Below are 15,718 nucleotides of genomic sequence, written 5' to 3'. Positions count from 1 at the left end.
ATATCTCAAAAAATTATGTCGTTTAGAAAAAATAAAAAACTCAACAACGATTTTTCCCGAGTTACGATCAGCTTGGCCTCTCCAGAATCTATTTTGGATAGCTCCAATGGTGAAGTAACCCAGCCGGAAACCATCAACTACAGAACCTACAAGCCAGAAATGGGCGGGTTGTTCTGCGAGCGGATTTTCGGTCCTGTGAAAGACTGGGAGTGTCATTGTGGCAAATACAAAAGAATCCGATACAAAGGCATCATCTGTGATCGATGCGGTGTAGAGGTGACTGAGAAAAAGGTCCGTCGTGAGCGAATGGGCCATATTGAGCTTGTAGTTCCCGTAGCTCATATCTGGTATTTCAAGTCTCTTCCAAATAAGATTGGATACCTTTTGGGTCTTCCAACCAAAAAGTTGGACCAGATTGTTTACTATGAGCGCTATGTAGTAGTCCAAGCTGGTATTAAGGCGGAAGAAGGAGTTCAATATTTGGACTTCCTCACTGAAGATGAATACCTGGACATCATGGACAAGCTTCCTAAGGAAAACCACATGCTTGACGATGACGATCCAAACAAATTCATCGCCAAGATGGGTGCAGAAGCTTTGGAAATGTTGTTGGCGAGATTGGATTTGGATGATCTATCTTATTCTCTTCGTCATCAAGCGGCTACAGATACTTCTCAACAGAGAAAAGCAGAAGCTTTGAAGCGTCTGAAAGTTGTGGAAGCATTCCGTGATGCAAGAACCCGTATCGAAAACCGTCCAGAGTGGATGGTAGTCCGAATGGTTCCTGTGATTCCACCAGAATTGCGTCCATTGGTACCTTTAGATGGTGGTAGATTTGCTACTTCTGACTTGAATGACTTGTACAGAAGAGTAATCATCCGAAACAACCGATTGAAGCGATTGATCGATATCAAGGCTCCTGAGGTGATTTTGAGAAACGAAAAGCGAATGCTTCAGGAAGCTGTAGATTCTCTATTCGACAATTCAAGAAAAGTAAATGCGGTAAGAGCGGATGGAAACCGTGCTTTGAAATCCCTTTCTGATATGCTGAAAGGTAAGCAAGGTCGATTCCGTCAAAACCTACTTGGTAAGCGTGTGGATTATTCTGGTCGATCTGTGATCGTCGTAGGTCCAGAGTTAAAGCTTCATGAGTGTGGTCTTCCTAAAAATATGGCGGCTGAACTTTTCAAGCCATTTATCATCAGAAAACTGATCGAAAGAGGCATTGTGAAGACGGTGAAGTCTGCCAAGAAAATTGTGGATCGCAAAGATCCAGTGGTATGGGATATTTTGGAAAACGTGTTGAAAGGACACCCTGTTCTTTTGAACCGTGCCCCAACCCTTCACAGATTGGGTATTCAGGCATTCCAGCCTAAGCTGATCGAAGGAAAAGCGATTCAGTTGCACCCATTGGTGTGTACTGCATTCAACGCTGACTTTGACGGTGACCAAATGGCCGTTCACGTGCCGCTAGGTCATGAAGCTATTTTGGAAGCATCTACTTTGATGCTTTCAGCCCACAATATTCTCAACCCTGCCAACGGTGCGCCGATCACTGTACCTTCTCAGGACATGGTTTTGGGCTTGTACTATGTGACCAAAGGAAAGAAATCCACTCCTGAAGAGCCTGTGGCAGGTGAAGGAATGACTTTCTATTCTCAGGAAGAAGTCATTATCGCCCTCAATGAAGGCCAAATTTCCAAGCATGCACACATTAAGTGCAAAGTGAAGGTGAGAACCGGAGAAGGTGAAATTTCTGAGCAAATCATCGAAACTGTCGCTGGCCGATTGATTTTCAATCAGTTTGTACCAGAGGAAGTAGGATATGTGAATGAGCTTTTGACCAAGAAAAAGCTTCAGCAGATCATTGCCGAGGTAGTAAAGGTTTGTGGTATTGCGAGAACTGCTCAGTTCTTGGACGACATCAAGAATCTAGGATTCCAGATGGCCTACCAGGGCGGCCTTTCTATGGGCTTGAACGATGTAATCATCCCTGACGAAAAAGAGCCAATGATCGCTAAGGCCAAGGAGGAAGTGGACCAAGTATGGAACAACTACCTTATGGGGCTGATCACCGATAACGAACGATACAATCAGGTAATTGATATTTGGACTCGTACCAATTCTCATTTGACTAACAATCTGATGAAGAAAATGGAGGAGGACAAGCAAGGATTCAATGCCATCTACATGATGATGCACTCAGGAGCTAGAGGTTCCAGAGAACAAATCCGTCAATTGGGTGGTATGAGAGGTCTAATGGCTAAGCCTCAGAAAAACCTTCAGGGTTCTGTGGGGGAAATCATCGAAAACCCAATCCTTTCCAACTTCAAAGAAGGTCTAGATGTATTGGAATACTTCATCTCCACTCACGGTGCTCGTAAAGGTCTTGCCGATACAGCATTGAAAACTGCCGATGCGGGTTATTTGACTCGTCGACTGGTGGACGTGGCCCAGGATATGATTGTGACTGAGGAGGATTGCGGAACTTTGAGAGGACTGGTAGTTCAGCCTTTGAAAGACAACGACGAAATCGTTGAGCCACTTTCTGAGCGTATTCTCGGTAGAGTATCTGTACACGATGTGTATGATCCCGTTTCTGACGAATTGATTGTACCTGCTGGAGTCGAAATCACAGACGAAATTGCCAAGTTGGTGGATGAGTCTGCCATTGAGGAAGTAGAAATCCGTTCCGTATTGACTTGCGAAACACGAAGAGGCGTTTGCTCCAAGTGTTATGGTAGAAATCTTGCTACAGGCAAGATGGTGCAAGCAGGTGAATCAGTAGGGGTAATTGCAGCTCAATCTATCGGAGAGCCAGGTACTCAGTTGACTTTGAGAACTTTCCACGTAGGGGGTACAGCTTCCAACATGGCTGTGGATGCCAGCATCAATGCCAAGTTCGAGGGGGTGATCGAGTTTGATGAGGAATTGAGATTTATCGAGACCACCAACAGAGACGGTGAACCAACCACAGTAGTGATGGGCCGTTCCGGTGAAATCAAAATCAATGATGCCAAGTCTGGTAAGACGCTCGTTTCCAACCACGTGCCTTATGGTGCTGTGTTGAACGTGAAAGACGGACAGAAAATAGCCAAGGGTGAATCCTTGTGTACTTGGGATCCATATAATGCGGTTATCCTTTCTGAGTTTGACGGAAACGTTGAATTCGAAGCGATCGTAGAAGGAATCACCTACAAGGAAGTAGCCGATGATCAGACTGGTTTCCGTGAGAAAGTAATCATTGAATCCAAGGATAGAACCAAAAACCCTGCGATTGTGGTCAACTACGGAGAAGATGCGAAAGCATACAATATTCCGGTAGGGGCTCACTTGGCAGTGGAAGCTGGTGATAAAGTGAAATCTGGTCAAATCCTTGTGAAGATTCCTAGATCTGTGGGTAAAACCCGAGACATCACCGGTGGTCTTCCACGGGTAACCGAACTCTTCGAAGCAAGAAATCCTTCCAATCCGGCCGTAGTTTCTGAAATCGACGGTGTGGTATCTTATGGAGGAATCAAGAGAGGTAACCGTGAAATCGTCATTGAATCTAAAGATGGCGTGATCAAGAAATACATGGTCTCTCTTTCCAAGCACATCTTGGTTCAGGAAAATGACTTTATCCGCGCAGGCGAGCCATTGTCTGATGGGGCAATCACTCCAAATGACATTCTTGCTATCAAAGGACCAACTGCGGTTCAGGAATATCTTGTCAATGAAATCCAGGAAGTTTACAGACTTCAAGGGGTGAAGATTAACGATAAGCACATTGAGGTCATTGTATCTCAAATGATGCAAAAAGTTGAAATTCTTGATGCAGGCGATACCAACTTCTTGCAGGGTCAAGTAGTAGACAAGTGGGCATTCCGTGAGGAAAACGACAATATCTTGGACAAAAAAGTGGTGATGGACGCAGGTGACTCCTCTACCTTGAAGCCAGGTATGATCATTTCTGCCAGAAGATTGAGAGATGAAAACTCCAGCCTGAAAAGAAAAGATTTGAAACTGGTTCAAGTAAGAGATGCAGAAACTGCTGTTTCCAAACCTACTCTTCAGGGTATCACAGCAGCCTCTTTGGGTACAGAAAGCTTCATTTCTGCAGCTTCTTTCCAAGAGACTACCAAGGTACTCTCCGAAGCAGCTATCCGTGGAAAGCGTGATGAACTGCTCGGTTTGAAAGAAAACGTAATCGTTGGTCACCTGATTCCTGCAGGTACCGGACAGAGAAGATTGCAAAATCTAATTGTCGGTTCCAAAGAGGAATACGAGAAACTTTCCGAAAACATGGAAAGAGCTACCTCAAAAAAATCAAGTGAGGCCATCCTTTAAATAAAGAATAATTGAACCCGAAAGGCCTGTATCTCAAGTACAGGCCTTTTTTAATCTCAAGAAAAAATGGAAGACAACAAAAGACCTGATCAGCAGATCAATGTAGAGCTATCCGAAGAGGTAGCAGAAGGTATTTATTCCAATCTAGCCATGATTGCTCATTCTAATTCGGAATTTGTGATTGATTTTATCCGCCTAATGCCAGGAGTACCCAAGGCAAAAGTGAAAAGCAGAATCATTGTTACCCCGGATCATGCCAAGCGATTATTGGCTGCCTTGAAGGATAATATTGAAAAATACGAAGCTGCATTTGGCAAAATTAACCCTAGTGGCGGGGCACCCTCTTTTCCCATTTCCTTTGGAACACCAGGAGAAGCTTAAGAAAAATATAACTGCTTAATTTTGTTACTCTTATTACTTCTTGTACCTTTGCAGTCCAAAAATTAACAGTTTACAGCAAAAATAAATATCATCAGTTAATGCCTACTATTCAACAGTTAGTAAGAAAAGGTAGAAATACACTGGAATTCAAGTCAAAGTCTCGCGCTTTGGACGCATGTCCTCAGCGAAGAGGGGTTTGTACCAGGGTATATACTACGACCCCAAAGAAGCCTAACTCTGCAATGAGAAAGGTGGCAAGGGTAAGATTGACCAACGGAAAAGAAGTGAACGCTTACATTCCGGGAGAAGGACACAATCTGCAGGAACACTCTATCGTACTGATCAGAGGTGGTCGTGTGAAGGATCTTCCAGGAGTAAGATACCACATCATCCGTGGTGCATTGGACACCGCCGGAGTAAAAGACCGTAAGCAAGGTCGCTCCAAGTATGGTGCAAAAAGACCTAAGGCTGGAAAAGGCGCACCTGCTGCGGCTCCAGGCAAGAAGAAATAACAAAACGTTTTAAAAAGAAATGAGAAAAGCGAAACCAAAGAAGAGATATATTCTTCCTGACCCAAAGTTCAATGATACTTTGGTCACCAAGTTTGTAAACTGTCTAATGATCGACGGGAAGAAGAGTATTGCTTACAACATTTTCTACGATGCAGTAGCAAAAGTAGAATCCAAAGTAGGTGAGAATGGTCTTGAAGTTTGGAAAAAGGCGCTTAACAATATTGCTCCATCCGTTGAGGTGAAGAGTCGTAGAGTTGGTGGTGCTACTTTCCAGGTTCCAATGGAAGTGAGACCTGAAAGAAAGATGTCCCTTGGAATCAAGTGGATGATCACCTATGCTCGTAAAAGAGGTGAGAAAACCATGATGGATAGACTAGCCGGTGAAATCATCGCAGCTGCAAAAGGCGAAGGTGCCGCAGTGAAGAAGAAAGATGATACGCACAGAATGGCCGAAGCCAACAAAGCATTCTCCCACTTTAGATTTTAATCCCGATGGCAAGAGACTTAAGATATACTAGAAATATCGGTATCGCTGCTCACATCGATGCCGGTAAAACGACTACCACTGAGCGAATTCTTTTTTATGCTGGTGTTTCCCACAAAATTGGTGAAGTGCACGACGGTGCTGCCACAATGGACTGGATGGCTCAGGAGCAGGAAAGAGGGATTACCATCACCTCTGCAGCTACTACCGTATTTTGGAATTATCGAGACCAAAAATACAATGTGAACATTATCGATACCCCGGGTCACGTAGACTTTACTGTTGAAGTTAACCGTTCCCTTCGGGTATTGGATGGCTTGGTATTCTTATTCAGTGCAGTAGATGGTGTGGAGCCTCAGTCTGAGACCAACTGGAGATTGGCCGATAATTATAATGTAGCACGAATCGGTTTCGTCAATAAAATGGACCGTGCAGGTGCTAACTTTTTGGATGTTTGCAAGCAAGTGAAAGATATGCTTGGCAGCTATGCTGTTCCTTTGCAGATTCCAATCGGTGCAGAAGATAAGTTCCGAGGTGTTGTTGATTTGATCAACAACAGAGGAATTATCTGGAACGAGCACGACATGGGAATGACCTATGAAGTAGTTCCGATTCCTGAAGACTTGCAGGAAGAAGCAGCGCAGTGGAGAGAGCACTTGCTTGAAGCTGTAGCTGAGTACGACGAGTCTTTGATGGAGAAATTCTTTGACGATCCAGATTCTATTTCTGAAGAAGAAATTCTCACTGCTTTGAGAAAAGCAACAATTGACATGAAGATCGTTCCTATGGTTTGTGGTTCTTCTTTCAAAAACAAAGGAGTTCAGACCATGCTTGATTTGGTGATGGAATTGCTTCCTTCTCCATTGGATAAGGACGATATCATTGGTCATGCTTTGGACAACGAAGAGCAGGAAGTAAGAATCGCTCCAGATGAGAAAGAACCTTTTACAGGTCTTGCGTTCAAAATTGCCACTGACCCATTCGTAGGTAGACTTTGCTTTGTAAGAGCTTACTCAGGTGTTCTTGAATCCGGTTCTTATGTGTTCAACAGCCGATCTGGCAATAAAGAGCGTATCTCCCGAGTATTCCAAATGCATGCTAACAAGCAAAACCAAATCGAAAGATTGGTAGCCGGGGATATCGGAGCGGTAGTAGGCTTTAAAGATATCAAGACCGGTGATACGCTTTGTGACGAAAAGCGCAAAGTAGTATTGGAATCTATGATCTTCCCTGAGCCAGTTATCGGTTATGCAATTGAGCCTAAGACTCAAGCTGACGTGGATAAATTGGGTATGGCGATTGCCAAATTGGTGGAAGAAGATCCTACACTTCAGGTAAACACCGACCACGAAACTGGTCAGACGATCTTGAGAGGTATGGGTGAGCTTCACTTGGAAATCATCATCGATCGATTGAAGAGAGAATTCAAAGTAGAAATCAACCAAGGTGCACCTCAGGTTGCTTACAAAGAAGCTTTGTTTGGCAATGTGGAACACAAAGAAGTCTACAAGAAACAGACAGGTGGTAAGGGTAAATTTGCGGACATTGTCTTCGAATTGGGTCCAAGAGAGGCTGATGCCGAAACCGGTGAAATCAAGCCAGGTTTGGATTTCGTAAATGGCATCGTAGGTGGTGTGATTCCTAAAGAATTTATCCCAGCTATCCAGAAAGGATTTAACGAAGCCATGAAAAATGGTCCTTTGGCAGGCTATCCAATCGAATCCATGAAAGTAAGATTGTTCCACGGATCCTTCCACGATGTGGACTCCGATGCGCTTTCTTTCGAATTGGCAGCAAGAATTGGATTTAAAGAGGCAGCCAAAAAGTGTAAGCCTCAGCTTTTGGAACCAATCATGTCCGTGGACGTGGTGACTCCAGATGAGTACACAGGTCCTATCACCGGTGACTTGAACAGAAGAAGAGGTTTGATGAAAGGGATGGATACCAAGGGTACTTCTACCGTAGTCAGAGCAGCTGTTCCTTTGTCCGAGTTGTTCGGTTACGTGACTGACTTGAGAACGATCTCTTCCGGTAGAGCGACTGCGTCCCTGACCTTCTCTCACTACGAGCCAGTTCCAAGCAATATTGCTGAAACAGTGATTGCCAAAGTAAAAGGTGAAAAAGCCTAATCTTCAAGAAAATGAATCAGAAAATCAGAATAAAACTAAAATCATACGATCATAGCCTGGTGGACAAGTCATCAGAGAAGATCGTGAAGGCAGTAAAGGCCACAGGCGCTGTAGTAGTAGGTCCTATTCCTTTGCCTACCAAGAAAGAGAAGTTTACCGTGTTGAAATCCCCACACGTAAACAAGAAAGCTAGAGATCAATACCAGCTTTGTACTTATAAGAGATTGGTAGATATCTACTCCAACTCTTCTAAGACGGTGGATGCACTCATGAAGATTGAGCTTCCAAGCGGTGTGGATGTAGAGATCAAAGTTTGATCGACTCTGAAACCTTCCTTCAAAAGGCCTGCAAATCATGCAGGTCTTTTGTTTTTGTGGGGAATTATAAAATTTTCATTGGTAAGAAGTTCAAATCTTAGGCTTCAGCCAATCATTTTTTTCTAATTGTTTGAAAATATTAGAGTTGGGATTTGCTGCCAAATTTTATTTCAGTAACTTTGCAGTCCTTAAAAAGGGCCCAAGCGCATAAATGCTTGTGGATTATCAAATTATCTTATTTAAGATGTCTGGTATTATAGGTAAAAAAGTCGGAATGACTAGCATCTTCAGTGCCGATGGACGTAATGTCGCATGCACGCTAATCGAAGCTGGTCCTTGCGTAGTGACGCAAGTAAAAAACGTTGAAACAGACGGGTACAACGCAGTGCAGTTGGGGTTTGGTGAGCGAAAGGAGAAAAACACTCCTAAGCCATTGATGGGCCATTTCAAAAAGGCCGGCACCACTCCAAAGCAGAAAGTTGTTGAGTTCCGAGATTTCCGGGTCGAATTTGAAGGCCAGGTTAATCTAGGGGCTACAGTGAAAGCTGGTGAAGTATTTGTTGAGGGCGACTTCGTAGACGCCATCGGTACTTCCAAAGGTAAAGGATTTCAGGGTGTGGTAAAGCGTCATGGGTTTGGCGGTGTGGGTGGACAAACTCACGGTCAGCACAACAGACAGAGACACCCAGGTTCTATTGGTGCATGTTCTTGGCCTTCCCGAGTATTCAAGGGGATGAGAATGGCCGGAAGAACTGGAGGAGACAGAGTAAAGGTGATCAACCTTCGTGTGTTGAAAATCTACCCTGAGCAAAACCTCTTGTTGGTTTCTGGTTCAGTGCCTGGTCCAAAAAATTCATTTGTTATTCTGGAGAAGTAAGCCATGGAATTAGCAGTAATTAATCATCAAGGACAAGATACAGGTAGAAAGGTGACTCTTTCGGACGAGATTTTTGCAATCGAGCCCAATGACAATGCCATCTATCTGGATGTGAAACAATACCTGGCCAATCAGAGACAGGGAACTCACAAGTCAAAAGAAAGAAATGAAGTAGCAGGTTCTACCAAAAAGATCAAGAAGCAAAAGGGTACCGGTGGTGCACGTGCAGGATCTTTGAAGTCCCCGCTTTTCAGAGGTGGAGGTAGAGTATTTGGCCCTAAGCCAAGAGACTATTCCTTCAAATTGAATAAGAAAATGAAGCAGTTGGCTAGAAAGTCTGCCCTTTCTTATAAGGTAAAAGACAACAGCCTAGTGGTTTTGGAAGATCTTTCATTTGAGGCTCCAAAGACCAAAAGCTACATCGCATTGCTTAATGGACTTGCTCTAGCTGACAAAAAGACCCTTTTGGTACTTCCAGAAGACAACAAGAATGTCTTCTTGTCCAGCAGAAACCTTCCTAAGGCGAAAGTAGTCACTGTGAATGATGTCAATACTTATCAGCTTCTTCACGCAGATCACTTGGTGTTGTGCGAAGGTTCTGTAAGTAAGTTGGAAACCATTTTATCGAAATAAGACAATGGAGATTCTGAAACAGCCTTTGATTACAGAGAAGATCTCAGGACTTAACGAAAAGGGAGTATACGGATTCATCGTAGAAAAAACCGCAGATAAGCTTCAGATCAAGAATGCTGTAGAAAAGACCTATGGCGTGAAAGTAGTGTCTATTCGCACCATGCGATATGCTGCGAAGCATAAGACCAGATATACTAAGAATAGAATCGTATCAGGCTTCACCAATTCCTTCAAAAAGGCAATTGTACAGGTAGCTGACGGTGAGGTGATTGATTTTTACGGAGAAATTTAATTGAATCAATATCATGGCAATTAAAAAATTAAGGCCTGTAACTCCGGGAACCCGATTCAGAGTGGCTCCAGCTTTCGACGAAATCACTTCGTCCAAGCCAGAGAAATCTTTGATCGCTCCTTTGAAGAAATCAGGCGGTAGAAATAATGAAGGCAAAATGACTGCCCGTTATATCGGTGGTGGTCATAAGAGAAGACTGAGAATTGTAGACTTCCAAAGAAACAAGTTTGGTGTACCAGCGACTGTAAAGGCGATTGAGTACGATCCAAACAGAACAGCACGTCTTGCCCTACTTTACTATGCAGACGGTGCCAAAGCCTACATTATCGCCCCGGAAGGTTTGCAAGTAGGACAAACAGTGATTTCCGGAGAGAAAGTTGCTCCAGAAGTGGGCAACGCCATGCAAATGGCAAATATTCCAATGGGTACCATTGTACACAATGTGGAATTGAAGCCAGGTAAAGGTGGAGCATTGGCTAGGAGTGCAGGTGGATACGCTCAGATCGTTGCTAGAGATGGCAAGTATGTGACCGTTAAGCTTCCTTCTGGTGAAATGAGATTGGTTTTGGGAGTATGTATGGCTACAGTTGGAACAGTTTCCAATGGTGATCATATGAACGTAGTCTTGGGCAAAGCAGGTCGTAAGAGATGGCTAGGCGTTAGACCACGAACCAGAGGTGTAGCGATGAACCCAGTCGATCACCCAATGGGTGGTGGTGAAGGTAGATCCTCCGGTGGTCACCCAAGATCCAGAAAAGGTCTTCTTGCCAAGGGTAAGAAAACCAGATCCCCTAAGAAGTATTCAAACAAGTTTATCGTTAGCAAAAGATCTAAATAAACATGGCACGATCATTAAAAAAAGGTCCTTATATCGAGCACCACTTGGTAAAGAAAGTAGACGCCATGAACGAGTCGGGCAAGAAATCTGTCATCAAGACGTGGTCAAGAAGATCAATGATTTCTCCGGATTTCGTAGGCCACACCTTCGCTGTGCATAACGGTAACAAGTTTATTCCTGTTTTTGTCACTGACAACATGGTAGGTCACAAGTTGGGCGAATTTGCTCCTACGAGAAATTTCCGTGGCCACGTTGCTAAAAAAGATAAAGGAAAGAGATAATCATGGAAGCAATAGCAAGATTACGAAATGTTCCTACCTCCCCGCGCAAAATGCGCCTGGTTGCTGATCTCGTGAGAGGTAAGCGAGTGGGAATGGCTTTGAGCCTGTTGAAATACACCCCAAATCATGGAGCTCTCAGACTGGAGAAATTACTTCTCTCAGCAATTGCCAACTGGCAAGCCAAGAATCCTGATGCCAAGCTGGAAGAGGCTGATCTGTACATCAAAACCATCATGGTAGACGAAGGTAGATCCTTGAAAAGACTCAGACCTGCCCCTCAGGGTAGAGGTCACAGAATCCGTAAAAGATCCAATCATGTAACCCTCGTTGTTGATGCATTCAACTCCGGAGAAGTTACCGCTGATTTTGAAGAATTAAACGAAAAGGCAAATTAAGAAAAGACTATGGGACAAAAGATTAACCCAATAGGATTTAGACTTGGTGTAGTCAAAGGCTGGGATTCCAACTGGTATGGTGGAAAAGACTTTGCTGAAAAACTATACGAAGATCAGCAAATCCGAAAGTATGTCCTTGCCAGAATCCCTAAGGGCGGTATCTCCAAGGTGATCATTGAGCGTACGCTTAAAAGAATCACTTTGACTATCCACACCGCTAGACCAGGGGTAGTAATTGGTAAAGGTGGCGCCGAAGTAGATAAGCTGAAAGAAGAGTTGAAGAAAATCACTAATAAGGATATTCAGATCAACATCTTCGAAATCAAGCGTCCTGAACTGGATGCAAAGTTGGTAGGTGAATCTATCGCTCAGCAGCTTCAGGCAAGAATTTCCTTCCGCCGGGCAATGAAGCAGGCAATCGCCGCTTCCATGCGAGTAGGAGCAGAAGGAATCAAAGTAAAACTCTCCGGACGTTTGGGAGGTGCAGAAATGGCAAGATCTGAAATGTACAAGGAAGGAAGAATTCCTTTGCATACTCTGAGAGCTGACATTGACTATGCTATCTCCGAAGCCTTGACTGTCTACGGAATCATCGGTATCAAAGTATGGATATTCAAAGGTGAAGTATACGGCAAGAGAGATCTTTCTCCTAATCAGGGTGCAGCCAATGAGCCTAAAGGCCAGAGACCTGCAGGTCCTAAGGGAAGAGACAACGGTCCGAGACGAAGAAAAAGAAATAACTAATTTTCACCGTTCTAAGTGAGAAATCATGTTACAGCCAAAAAGAACTAAATATAGGAAAATGCAAAAGGGCCGTGTCAAAGGCATTGCACAAAGAGGGCATGAGCTTTCTTTTGGCAACTTTGGCATCAAATCCCTGGAGCCAGGATGGATTACTTCACGCCAGATCGAGGCAGCGCGTATTGCCATGACCCGAGCGATGAAGAGAGAAGGTCAGGTTTGGATCAGAATTTTCCCTGACAAGCCGATCACCAAAAAGCCCGCTGAGGTTCGTATGGGTAAAGGTAAAGGTGCACCAGAATATTGGGTAGCCGTTATCAAGCCAGGAACGATCCTTTTCGAAGCTACAGGCGTTAGCCTGGAGACCGCTCAGGAAGCATTGAGACTTGCGCAGCAGAAGCTGCCTGTAAGTACAAGATTTGTGGTAAGAAGAGACTACGCTGAATAATCAGGAATTATGAAAAACACTGAAATCAGATCACTTGCAGCAAGTGAAATCGCCGAGCGAATAGTCGCTGAGCAGGAGAATCTAAGCAAATTGAAATTTGCCCATTCGATTTCTCCAATTGAAAATCCTAACAGAATCCGCGAGACCAAGCGTTTGATCGCAAGATTGCAGACTGCATTGGCCTCCAAATAACTAGCTAACAGAAAAGAAAATGGCTACGATTGAGAGAAATCTTCGAAAAGAGAGAATTGGTAAAGTCGTAAGCAACAACATGGATAAGTCCATTACTGTAGCTGTAGAGCGAATGGTAAAACATCCTATCTACGGTAAGTTTGTTGCTAAGACTACCAAATTTATGGCTCATGACGAGAACAACGAGTGTAACCCAGGTGACACCGTGAGAATAAGCGAAACTCGTCCGCTGAGTAAGAACAAGCGTTGGAGATTAGTTGAAATTATTGAAAGGGCTAAGTAATCATGATACAGCAAGAATCCAGACTAAGTGTGGCGGACAACTCCGGTGCCAAAGAGGTATTGGTCATCCGCGTATTGGGAGGAACTAAAAAGCGATATGCTTCTATTGGTGATAAAGTAGTCGTGACAGTAAAGTCAGCCCTATCTTCCAGCAACATGAAAAAAGGTACCGTTTCCAAAGCGGTGATTGTAAGAACCAAAAAAGAAATCCGCAGAAAGGATGGTTCCTATATCAGATTCGAAGACAATGCAGCTGTGTTGTTGAACAACAACGATGAGCCAAGAGGTACCCGTATCTTCGGACCTGTTGCCCGCGAGCTCAGAGAAAAGCAGTTCATGAAGATTGTTTCCTTGGCCCCTGAAGTATTGTAATCATGGAAAGAAAATTCAATAAGCAGCAAAAGCTGCACATCAAGACCGGAGATACAGTAAAAGTGATCGCCGGAGATGACAAAGGAAAAACCGGTAAAGTACTTTCCGTAGATACCCAGAAAAGTAAGGCAATCGTAGAAGGAATCAATATGATCACCAAGCACGTGAAGCCCACTGCGGCCAAGCCTCAAGGAGGTATCGAAAAGAAAGAAGCTGCACTTCATATCAGCAACTTGATGCTTGTAGATCCTAAAACTGGTGAAGCTACCCGTACAGGTCGCAAGCTAAACGAAAACGGTAAACTAGTCAGATATTCAAAGAAAACCGGGGAGGTGATCAATGGCTAATCCAAGAATGAAAGAAAAGTACCTGAACGATATCGTTCCGGCTTTGAAAGAAAAATTCCAGTACACTTCTGTAATGCAAGTGCCAAAACTTACCAAAATCGTCCTTAATAAAGGTATCGGAGCGGCTGTTGCGGACAAGAAACTTGCAGATCAGGGCGTTGAAGAACTGTCTTTGATTACTGGCCAAAAGGCTGTGGCTACCAAAGCTAAAATCGCCGTATCTAACTTCAAATTGAGAGAAGGAATGCCTATCGGTGCCAAAGTGACCCTCAGAGGTGAGAGAATGTATGAATTCCTAGACCGTTTGATGACTGTTGCCCTTCCTCGTGTAAGAGATTTCAAAGGCGTTTCCGATAAAGGATTCGATGGTAGAGGTAACTACACTTTAGGAGTGACAGAGCAGATCATTTTCCCTGAGATTTCCATCGAAAAGGTGAACAGAATCTCCGGAATGGACATCACTTTCGTGACTACTGCAAATACAGATGAAGAGGCTTTTGCAATGTTGAAAGCTTTCGGTATGCCTTTCGTAAATAAAAACCAAGAATAATCATGGCAAAAGAGTCCATCAAAGCTCGTGAGAGAAAAAGAGAAAGACTGGTAGCCAAGTATGCCAAGAAAAGAGCTGAGCTGAAAGCAGCCGGTGACTACGAGGCCCTTGACAAATTACCAAAGAACGCCTCTCCGGTAAGACTTCACAACAGATGTAAGCTGACCGGCCGTCCTAAAGGATACATGAGAAAGTTCGGTATCAACAGGGTTACCTTCAGAGAAATGGCAGCTGCAGGTAAGATTCCTGGTCTGACAAAGTCTAGCTGGTAAATAAAACGACAGTAGTTTTTATTCTAAAAATCAATTCGTAACTTTGCACGCCCAATTTGGGTGGTGCTAGACTAAATTTATTATGACTGATCCAATAGCCGATTATCTGACCAGATTGAGAAATGCTATCAAAGCTTCTCACAGAATCGTCGAGATCCCTGCTTCTAATATCAAGAAGGAGATTACCAAAGTATTGCACGACAAAGGATACATTCAAAACTATAAGTTTGAGCAGAATGGTCCACAGGGCACAATCAAGATTGCGTTGAAGTATAATCCTTCAACTAAGCAGAACGCGATTGTAAGCCTGGAGCGAGTAAGTACTCCAGGTTTAAGAAAATATGCCAAGCACGATGAATTGCCTCGAGTAATCAACGGCTTGGGTATTGCGATCATTTCCACCTCCAAAGGGGTAATGACAGACAAAGAAGCCCGTACCGAAGGAATCGGTGGCGAAGTACTTTGCTACGTATATTAATTAACTATCATGTCTAGAATAGGTAAAAAACCAATAAATCTACCCAGCGGTGTTACTGTAGACGTGTCAGCTCATGGAACTGTCACTGTTAAAGGTCCAAAGGGTACACTGACTCAGGATGTGAATCCTGATATTCAGGTGAAAGTGGAGGGACAAGAACTTGTCCTTGCCAGACCTACTGATTCTAAAAGACACAAATCCATGCACGGACTTTATCGTGCGCTGATCAACAATATGGTGATCGGAGTATCTGAAGGATACAAAAAGGATTTGGAGCTTGTCGGTGTAGGTTATAAGGCGTCCAATCAAGGTCAGATTCTTGAGCTAAGCTTGGGTTATTCTCACAGTATTTTCATGGCTTTGCCTAATGAGATCGCTCTCAAGACCGAGACTCCTAAAGGTAAAAACCCAGTGATTACTCTTGAGGGAATTGACAAAGAATTGATTGGTCAGGTAGCAGCCAAAATCAGATCCTTGAGAAAGGTAGAACCTTACAAAGGAAAAGGTGTGCGCTTCGTTGGTGAAAATGTTAGACGTAAGGCTGGTAAAACTGCCGGTAAAAAATAAT

Annotated in this window: 22 protein-coding genes; all 22 read left to right on the top strand. The window is 43.7% G+C overall.

Annotated features, from left to right (window positions below; translation table 11 throughout):
* Positions 1-15 precede the first annotated feature (15 nt).
* Positions 16-4,329, top strand: coding sequence for a DNA-directed RNA polymerase subunit beta' (rpoC, locus tag AAA942_RS14470; protein WP_338221001.1), 4,314 nt, complete (start codon positions 16-18; stop codon positions 4,327-4,329).
* Positions 4,330-4,395: 66 nt separating this feature from the next.
* The gene (locus tag AAA942_RS14465) at positions 4,396-4,710 is read left to right on the top strand and encodes a DUF3467 domain-containing protein (protein WP_338221000.1); all 315 of its coding nucleotides are present in this window, start codon (positions 4,396-4,398) and stop codon (positions 4,708-4,710) included.
* Positions 4,711-4,808: 98 nt separating this feature from the next.
* Positions 4,809-5,222 (top strand): 30S ribosomal protein S12, encoded by a 414-nt coding sequence (rpsL, locus tag AAA942_RS14460; RefSeq protein WP_338220999.1) that lies wholly within the window; start codon positions 4,809-4,811, stop codon positions 5,220-5,222.
* Positions 5,223-5,241: 19 nt separating this feature from the next.
* Complete coding sequence (gene rpsG / locus AAA942_RS14455) at positions 5,242-5,709, top strand: 30S ribosomal protein S7 (RefSeq protein WP_067544568.1); 468 nt, start codon at positions 5,242-5,244, stop codon at positions 5,707-5,709.
* Between the two features lie 5 nt (positions 5,710-5,714).
* Positions 5,715-7,835: an elongation factor G gene (fusA, locus tag AAA942_RS14450; protein WP_338220998.1), complete on the top strand. Its 2,121-nt coding sequence runs from the start codon at positions 5,715-5,717 to the stop codon at positions 7,833-7,835.
* Positions 7,836-7,846: 11 nt separating this feature from the next.
* Entirely contained in the window at positions 7,847-8,152 is a 306-nt protein-coding gene (gene rpsJ / locus AAA942_RS14445; RefSeq protein WP_024284766.1) for a 30S ribosomal protein S10, read from the top strand.
* 244 nt (positions 8,153-8,396) lie between these two features.
* On the top strand, positions 8,397-9,029 hold the full coding sequence (gene rplC / locus AAA942_RS14440; RefSeq protein WP_338220997.1) for a 50S ribosomal protein L3: 633 nt from the start codon (positions 8,397-8,399) through the stop codon (positions 9,027-9,029).
* A gap of 3 nt (positions 9,030-9,032) precedes the next feature.
* Positions 9,033-9,662, top strand: coding sequence for a 50S ribosomal protein L4 (gene rplD / locus AAA942_RS14435; protein ID WP_338220996.1), 630 nt, complete (start codon positions 9,033-9,035; stop codon positions 9,660-9,662).
* A 4-nt stretch (positions 9,663-9,666) separates the two neighbouring features.
* A complete protein-coding gene (gene rplW, locus AAA942_RS14430) occupies positions 9,667-9,954 on the top strand; it encodes a 50S ribosomal protein L23 (protein WP_338220995.1) in 288 nt (95 codons plus the stop codon).
* Positions 9,955-9,967: 13 nt separating this feature from the next.
* A complete protein-coding gene (gene rplB / locus AAA942_RS14425) occupies positions 9,968-10,792 on the top strand; it encodes a 50S ribosomal protein L2 (RefSeq protein ID WP_338220994.1) in 825 nt (274 codons plus the stop codon).
* A 2-nt stretch (positions 10,793-10,794) separates the two neighbouring features.
* On the top strand, positions 10,795-11,073 hold the full coding sequence (rpsS, locus tag AAA942_RS14420; RefSeq protein WP_026953267.1) for a 30S ribosomal protein S19: 279 nt from the start codon (positions 10,795-10,797) through the stop codon (positions 11,071-11,073).
* A 2-nt stretch (positions 11,074-11,075) separates the two neighbouring features.
* On the top strand, positions 11,076-11,468 hold the full coding sequence (rplV, locus tag AAA942_RS14415) for a 50S ribosomal protein L22 (RefSeq protein ID WP_338220993.1): 393 nt from the start codon (positions 11,076-11,078) through the stop codon (positions 11,466-11,468).
* A 9-nt stretch (positions 11,469-11,477) separates the two neighbouring features.
* The gene (rpsC, locus tag AAA942_RS14410) at positions 11,478-12,212 is read left to right on the top strand and encodes a 30S ribosomal protein S3 (RefSeq protein ID WP_338220992.1); all 735 of its coding nucleotides are present in this window, start codon (positions 11,478-11,480) and stop codon (positions 12,210-12,212) included.
* Between the two features lie 25 nt (positions 12,213-12,237).
* Positions 12,238-12,657: a 50S ribosomal protein L16 gene (gene rplP / locus AAA942_RS14405; protein WP_338220991.1), complete on the top strand. Its 420-nt coding sequence runs from the start codon at positions 12,238-12,240 to the stop codon at positions 12,655-12,657.
* 9 nt (positions 12,658-12,666) lie between these two features.
* A complete protein-coding gene (gene rpmC, locus AAA942_RS14400; protein ID WP_338220990.1) occupies positions 12,667-12,849 on the top strand; it encodes a 50S ribosomal protein L29 in 183 nt (60 codons plus the stop codon).
* 19 nt (positions 12,850-12,868) lie between these two features.
* Complete coding sequence (gene rpsQ / locus AAA942_RS14395) at positions 12,869-13,132, top strand: 30S ribosomal protein S17 (protein ID WP_338220989.1); 264 nt, start codon at positions 12,869-12,871, stop codon at positions 13,130-13,132.
* A 2-nt stretch (positions 13,133-13,134) separates the two neighbouring features.
* Entirely contained in the window at positions 13,135-13,503 is a 369-nt protein-coding gene (gene rplN / locus AAA942_RS14390; protein ID WP_026953273.1) for a 50S ribosomal protein L14, read from the top strand.
* A gap of 2 nt (positions 13,504-13,505) precedes the next feature.
* Complete coding sequence (gene rplX, locus AAA942_RS14385) at positions 13,506-13,850, top strand: 50S ribosomal protein L24 (protein WP_338220988.1); 345 nt, start codon at positions 13,506-13,508, stop codon at positions 13,848-13,850.
* The gene (gene rplE / locus AAA942_RS14380) at positions 13,843-14,400 is read left to right on the top strand and encodes a 50S ribosomal protein L5 (protein WP_338220987.1); all 558 of its coding nucleotides are present in this window, start codon (positions 13,843-13,845) and stop codon (positions 14,398-14,400) included. The genes rplX and rplE overlap by 8 nt, the downstream gene beginning before the upstream one ends.
* A 2-nt stretch (positions 14,401-14,402) precedes the next feature.
* A complete protein-coding gene (gene rpsN / locus AAA942_RS14375; protein WP_026953276.1) occupies positions 14,403-14,672 on the top strand; it encodes a 30S ribosomal protein S14 in 270 nt (89 codons plus the stop codon).
* Between the two features lie 82 nt (positions 14,673-14,754).
* Entirely contained in the window at positions 14,755-15,150 is a 396-nt protein-coding gene (gene rpsH / locus AAA942_RS14370) for a 30S ribosomal protein S8 (RefSeq protein ID WP_338220986.1), read from the top strand.
* Positions 15,151-15,159: 9 nt separating this feature from the next.
* Positions 15,160-15,717: a 50S ribosomal protein L6 gene (rplF, locus tag AAA942_RS14365; protein ID WP_338220985.1), complete on the top strand. Its 558-nt coding sequence runs from the start codon at positions 15,160-15,162 to the stop codon at positions 15,715-15,717.
* Position 15,718 lies beyond the last annotated feature (1 nt).

The organism is Algoriphagus sp. oki45, from assembly GCF_036245605.1.
In the GTDB taxonomy this organism is placed as follows: Bacteria; Bacteroidota; Bacteroidia; order Cytophagales; family Cyclobacteriaceae; genus Algoriphagus.
This window is presented reverse-complemented; position numbering and strand designations above follow the sequence as displayed.

Coding starts and splice junctions, on each gene's coding strand:
- rpoC (WP_338221001.1), top strand. CDS start 16: ATGTCGTTTAGAAAAAATAAAAAACTCAACAACGATTTTTCCCGAGTT.
- AAA942_RS14465 (WP_338221000.1), top strand. CDS start 4,396: ATGGAAGACAACAAAAGACCTGATCAGCAGATCAATGTAGAGCTATCC.
- rpsL (WP_338220999.1), top strand. CDS start 4,809: ATGCCTACTATTCAACAGTTAGTAAGAAAAGGTAGAAATACACTGGAA.
- rpsG (WP_067544568.1), top strand. CDS start 5,242: ATGAGAAAAGCGAAACCAAAGAAGAGATATATTCTTCCTGACCCAAAG.
- fusA (WP_338220998.1), top strand. CDS start 5,715: ATGGCAAGAGACTTAAGATATACTAGAAATATCGGTATCGCTGCTCAC.
- rpsJ (WP_024284766.1), top strand. CDS start 7,847: ATGAATCAGAAAATCAGAATAAAACTAAAATCATACGATCATAGCCTG.
- rplC (WP_338220997.1), top strand. CDS start 8,397: ATGTCTGGTATTATAGGTAAAAAAGTCGGAATGACTAGCATCTTCAGT.
- rplD (WP_338220996.1), top strand. CDS start 9,033: ATGGAATTAGCAGTAATTAATCATCAAGGACAAGATACAGGTAGAAAG.
- rplW (WP_338220995.1), top strand. CDS start 9,667: ATGGAGATTCTGAAACAGCCTTTGATTACAGAGAAGATCTCAGGACTT.
- rplB (WP_338220994.1), top strand. CDS start 9,968: ATGGCAATTAAAAAATTAAGGCCTGTAACTCCGGGAACCCGATTCAGA.
- rpsS (WP_026953267.1), top strand. CDS start 10,795: ATGGCACGATCATTAAAAAAAGGTCCTTATATCGAGCACCACTTGGTA.
- rplV (WP_338220993.1), top strand. CDS start 11,076: ATGGAAGCAATAGCAAGATTACGAAATGTTCCTACCTCCCCGCGCAAA.
- rpsC (WP_338220992.1), top strand. CDS start 11,478: ATGGGACAAAAGATTAACCCAATAGGATTTAGACTTGGTGTAGTCAAA.
- rplP (WP_338220991.1), top strand. CDS start 12,238: ATGTTACAGCCAAAAAGAACTAAATATAGGAAAATGCAAAAGGGCCGT.
- rpmC (WP_338220990.1), top strand. CDS start 12,667: ATGAAAAACACTGAAATCAGATCACTTGCAGCAAGTGAAATCGCCGAG.
- rpsQ (WP_338220989.1), top strand. CDS start 12,869: ATGGCTACGATTGAGAGAAATCTTCGAAAAGAGAGAATTGGTAAAGTC.
- rplN (WP_026953273.1), top strand. CDS start 13,135: ATGATACAGCAAGAATCCAGACTAAGTGTGGCGGACAACTCCGGTGCC.
- rplX (WP_338220988.1), top strand. CDS start 13,506: ATGGAAAGAAAATTCAATAAGCAGCAAAAGCTGCACATCAAGACCGGA.
- rplE (WP_338220987.1), top strand. CDS start 13,843: ATGGCTAATCCAAGAATGAAAGAAAAGTACCTGAACGATATCGTTCCG.
- rpsN (WP_026953276.1), top strand. CDS start 14,403: ATGGCAAAAGAGTCCATCAAAGCTCGTGAGAGAAAAAGAGAAAGACTG.
- rpsH (WP_338220986.1), top strand. CDS start 14,755: ATGACTGATCCAATAGCCGATTATCTGACCAGATTGAGAAATGCTATC.
- rplF (WP_338220985.1), top strand. CDS start 15,160: ATGTCTAGAATAGGTAAAAAACCAATAAATCTACCCAGCGGTGTTACT.